7 protein-coding genes are annotated in these 4,812 nt (G+C 37.2%); 1 reads left to right on the forward strand and 6 read right to left on the reverse strand.

All coding sequences use genetic code 11. The features are described from left to right. Positions 1-50 precede the first annotated feature (50 nt). The 6 genes from ACFIK6_RS09090 to ACFIK6_RS09115 form a co-directional block, all read right to left on the reverse strand. Positions 51-845 (reverse strand): ERF family protein, encoded by a 795-nt coding sequence (locus ACFIK6_RS09090; RefSeq protein WP_375642642.1) that lies wholly within the window; start codon positions 843-845, stop codon positions 51-53. Positions 846-1,000: 155 nt separating this feature from the next. Beyond that, positions 1,001-1,528 (reverse strand): antA/AntB antirepressor family protein, encoded by a 528-nt coding sequence (locus ACFIK6_RS09095; RefSeq protein ID WP_375627592.1) that lies wholly within the window; start codon positions 1,526-1,528, stop codon positions 1,001-1,003. Between the two features lie 363 nt (positions 1,529-1,891). Further along, entirely contained in the window at positions 1,892-2,620 is a 729-nt protein-coding gene (locus ACFIK6_RS09100; RefSeq protein WP_375642645.1) for a Rha family transcriptional regulator, read from the reverse strand. Positions 2,621-2,634: 14 nt separating this feature from the next. After that, on the reverse strand, positions 2,635-2,991 hold the full coding sequence (locus ACFIK6_RS09105) for an antA/AntB antirepressor family protein (RefSeq protein ID WP_375642643.1): 357 nt from the start codon (positions 2,989-2,991) through the stop codon (positions 2,635-2,637). Between the two features lie 66 nt (positions 2,992-3,057). Further along, positions 3,058-3,432 (reverse strand): hypothetical protein, encoded by a 375-nt coding sequence (locus tag ACFIK6_RS09110; protein ID WP_375642644.1) that lies wholly within the window; start codon positions 3,430-3,432, stop codon positions 3,058-3,060. Positions 3,433-3,595: 163 nt separating this feature from the next. After that, positions 3,596-4,246, reverse strand: coding sequence for a S24 family peptidase (locus ACFIK6_RS09115; RefSeq protein WP_273724655.1), 651 nt, complete (start codon positions 4,244-4,246; stop codon positions 3,596-3,598). 131 nt (positions 4,247-4,377) lie between these two features. Here ACFIK6_RS09115 and ACFIK6_RS09120 point away from each other — a divergent pair, with 131 nt between their 5' ends. Continuing rightward, positions 4,378-4,614 carry a hypothetical protein gene (locus ACFIK6_RS09120; RefSeq protein ID WP_375677572.1) on the forward strand — a complete coding sequence of 79 codons (237 nt, stop codon included), beginning with the start codon at positions 4,378-4,380 and terminating at the stop codon, positions 4,612-4,614. The last annotated feature ends 198 nt before the right edge of the window (positions 4,615-4,812 follow it).

Consider the following 4,812-nt stretch of genomic DNA (forward strand, 5'->3'; position numbering starts at 1 on the left):
TGACTTTTCCTAGCCGCGCTTGAAACCATTCTGCTGTTCTTTGTTCCATCTCACACCGCCGTTCTTTGTTCTTGTGGCGTTGCTATATCGGCATCTTGTATAGTAGAATCTGTTTCCACCTTTTGCTTGTTTTGTTTCTTTTTCAAAAGATGCAATACCGTTTGTGCTTGTCCTTCAGACATATCGTCAAGCTTTTTGACGTCGACATAAGCAAGTATTTTTTCTTCTTCTGCTTGGGTTTGTACGATGAGTCTTCTGATTTCATTGATCTGTTGTGGAAAAGCCTTTTTAATAGGTGTGTTCCCATCCGTATCATCATCTTCACTCACGACATTAAGAAGCATACCTAACAGATATCTGCGTGCGTATGTGATTGCAGAACCAACCGATTGTATATTTGATTTGCATCCTTTCGTGTCATAAGGAAACTTTCCTTCTGTTGAGACTTTATTTCCAGACGGATGCGTCAAAGTCATTTCTATAATTATATTGTCTGAACTCTGTTCTTTGATACGAGAAAACAAAGCAAATCGGTGTTTTGCAAGAGTATTTTTTACAGCATCAATGTACTGGTCAAGGGTTGCATATTGGCTGTTTGTATGGGTGTTTGTAGAGTTTTTTTGTATTTTTTGATATTCTATTTGCATATTCGAAAGATCACTGGCAAATCTTTCGTAGTTTTGTCGTTCTATTTCTTTTTCTCGTAAGGCAATGAGACGCTCGAGACGGTCCATATCGACGTCATTTCCTAAAGCTTTATTTAAAATGCGTTCCATAGCAGTTTGTTTAACCGCTAAGTGATGCGTTTCTTCAATTTCTGTTAGGTTAGTGTTTTGTTCACTCATCTTTATTTCCTCCATCTCGCGCGCAATTCCCCCGTGGCGTGAATCACGCTTGTTTTGAAAAATGGTTGTTTGGTTTTTACAATCCTGTTTCTAGAGACTGTTATATTGACCACCTCCCCGTCTGAAAAGACGAGGAAATGAAATCATATTTTAAACTAAGCAGCTTTTACGACAGATCTTTCTAAGACCTGTTTTGCTTCTTTAATGAGGGCTTTATATTTTCTGTTCTCTTCATCTACTCTGAAGGCATCAAGAAGACGAACATGAATTGGACCCAGAAGATACAAAACTTTTTCACCAGCATTCATACCTTCCCAATAACTTGGCAAATCAAAGCGTGTATCATGGTCATAATCAACAGATTGGCGTTTTAGTTTCTTTTCACATTCAATAAAGTAACGACGTGCTTGGCGTCCTTTTTTATTACGTTCAACCATGGAAAGCTCTTTCGCCATATCTAGGGTGAGATGATATTCTACTGCTATAGCATTGTTCGCTTCCATTTTTTTGTGGAAGCGGATAAAATCTTGCCTTTCAAGAAAAGAATAAGCAATGATGCGTTTTTTTATCCAAGTAGAGAAATCTTGTTTGCTTTCCAAAAATGCATGCAAGTCACGCGCATTAACGGTTTGAACAGTTTCCTGATCAATGATTTGCTCTGTGATTTTTATAAGAGTGTTCATAATGAACTCCTATGCAGTTAGATGTTTTTCATTGACATCCAATAAAGGATGCCGGGTGCTGAAAAACACGGTGCATAGTCCGTCGTTACGCTTTCCCCATAAAGAGTATTGTATAGCGTAACTACACCCGACAAAGTCATTATATGCGTGTAACATACAACGAGTCAAAGCCTTTAATGTGCGGAAAATAAACTGTTTCGGCAATTCATCCGCTATGCATTTAAGGTGTTTTTCAAGCACCTGATTCGACAATAGACATACTGATAGTATATTGTCAAATAAAAAGTTTGAAAATTGACGCAAATAGATTATATCGATTTCATCAGTAAATTCGTATTTCTTTTTCATTATTGCATTCCTTAATTAATGCATGGTTTGTCTTTTAAGCTCTTGAGACAGCACACCAATTCCTTTTGCTGTGATTTTTGCGCAAGGAATGACTTTTTCTATTCCACTTGCGGTTTGAAGTGTGATGGTTGGACAATCCATAAGTTTCTTTTGGATTTTGTCTTGATAAGGAAGCAAATTTCCACCTGCTGCTCGTCTGTAAACCCAACCTTTTTTCTGTAAGAAGAGAATGAATTGTTTTGGTTGTATCTCGAGTATTTTAGCGGTTTCTGTAAGACTAAACAGTCCGTCATGACGTTGTAAGCTTTCAAGAGCCATGGCTTTTGGTGTTAAATCTTCAATGATGGTGTCTTTTTGATCTATTTGACCTTGTAGGTAATTCAAAAAGCCAATCATAGCCTTTGGACTTGAATAGTCGATTTGTGGTGTTACTGCTTGCTTTTCCAACTCTTGCCAACGGTCTATAATCCTAGCACGTAATGTCATGCTGTAACCGGAAACTAAGATAAGGCATTCACGTTTAGGAAGGTTGTAACAGTTTTGGGGCTTACCCTGTTTATCTAAATAGGTGGATCCAAATTTGGATTGACCCCCTTCAGGATATAATTCTCCTAACATTTGTCGAATATCACGCATAATATGCGCATGTTGCTTACCGCATAACTCTGCAATTTCACGACTAGACATGGTTGGAACAGTTGTGTTTTGAAAATTGTTTTCAGATATTGTAATAAAGTTTCGCATCATCACCCCCTTAATTAAGAAAAATACAAGTTTTGGTATAATATTCTGCCATAGTTTCTATGGCGCTCTGCTTTAGCGATTTTCTTTGCTGCGTGAATTTTGAAATAATGATTATCGGTTTTATTTGTTTCTATTTCAGATTTTGGACAAATCTTCTGTCTGTTCCATTCTTGTTTTGTAAAAACAAAATCCATGCCTTCTTTTAGATCAAGCTTTTCAACACAATCATTAAACCAAGTGGAAAAATCTTGTTTCAAATGTAAGTGCCTATGCATTACATGGGCTTTAACCATTTTGGCATAACCAATTTTGTTGTCTACCTCGTTTTCAGGTATGAGATATCCTTCACTATCATTATCATGTGTGTTCATGAGTTTACTCTAATTAATTATTGATGGGAAAAGGGGAGGCGCTTTTAAAAGCGCCCTTTAGAATTTTTAAAGCACATCACATGGGCGCAAACGGTGTTGTTGTTCGTAAGTACCAAACATCTCATCATTATATTTTTCGTCTGCTAAATCAGATAAAAGGTCATGGTAAGCAACACTCTCGCGTACAAAGTCATGAACCTCACTATCTTCATCGAGATGTTCGATATTTTCTTTTACATATGCTTCTGCAATTTCTTCAGAGATATCTTCACAATTATTCTCAGAAGGATTGATGCGAAAGATTTGGATTGCATCATCTGCCTCGTCAATAATTTTTAGAACTTGGCTTTCATCAAGTGGTCCAGACCGACCAATGTTTTGATCATCATTATAGACAACTAATAAAATTTCATCAGAATTTATAAGAATTGGATTTTCCATAATTTCTCCTCCCTAACGCCTCTTGGCGATTGTTTGTGCGTGGTTTATGGATACCAATGTAGCGATTTTAAAAACAAAGTCAACAAAAAAATGTAGCGATTTTGAAAATTTTTAAAAATAATAAACTAAAGGCTTGCTTGAAGAGAAGTATAAAAATATTAATTCATATTCTAGCTGGCTTAATCCAGTCGATAGGTGCACACCATTCTAATTCTACATCTACGATATCGGCATATTTTCCATTTATACTGGATAAAACCCATTTCCCTTTTTCTTTTCCGAGACGTAATACTTTGATGTAAACTTTTCCACATTTAGTTTTTATGATGGCGCGGTTGTTAATAAGATCCTCTGGTGGCAAATGATAGGAATAAAAAAGAAGGCTTCCTTCTTCAATGGCTGGAAACATAGAATCACCTACCACGCGAACAGCAACAGTTCCTTTAGGAGCAGATGGCGGGGCTTCTACTTCTTCTAGACAACCAGAATCTATTGCGATTATTTCTCCTCCGGCTCCTACAGACCCAATCAAAGGAACTAAGTGATTAGTGGGAATAGAAGCACCTGTAAGCTTTGATATTTCTAATAATTCTCGTGCAGAAATATCTCTTGTTCCTTTTAGCATTTTATTGACGGCGGCACGATCTATCGAGCGACCTAAAGAAGCGGTTAGCTGTCTTGAAAGCTCTGATTGGCTTAACCCAGCTTCAGATAAGGCATCTTGCAACCATTGTGAGATACTTATTGTCATATCTTTATTGTAGGTACGTTGTATACAATCGTCATTTTCTAATTTAGCAACATGTGGTTTCATTATTAATTTTCCTTCTTGACATTGTTTTTATAATCGCTACATAATGTGCTATGAAACAATTTTCGGAAATAATAAATCTATTAGGTGGGGTTCGTAGGGTATCTCAGTTGCTTGGGGTTCATAGAACACGCGTGTACGTCTGGCTCCGTCCTGTATCAAAAGGTGGAACTGGTGGGAGAATTCCAACAAAACATATCCCAATTCTTTTGAATGAAGCCAACAGAATTGGAGCACCGATTAAGGCAGAAGACTTTTTCTCGTTTTTTTATAGGACGCAATCATGTGAGACTATATCATCTCAAATATCTGCTTTCACGCCTGCTCCTATAGATAATGATGAACATCAACAGCAGCATTCACACTCTTAAACAGGCATTAAATAAAGAGATCAAATAAATAGATTACGCGCCACCATGCGCACGCATAAATACGCAACAGCCTTAAGGGGGGATTATGATCACTCATTTATATTTAATAAAAGAAGGGGGCGCGCATGTCTAATGCAATGCCATGGATAAGATTCCATTTGTATGACTGGATAAGTGGTACAAATGGAATGACATCTG

It is taken from the genome of Bartonella sp. AS69XJJH (assembly GCF_042195585.1).
Lineage (GTDB): Bacteria > Pseudomonadota > Alphaproteobacteria > Rhizobiales > Rhizobiaceae > Bartonella.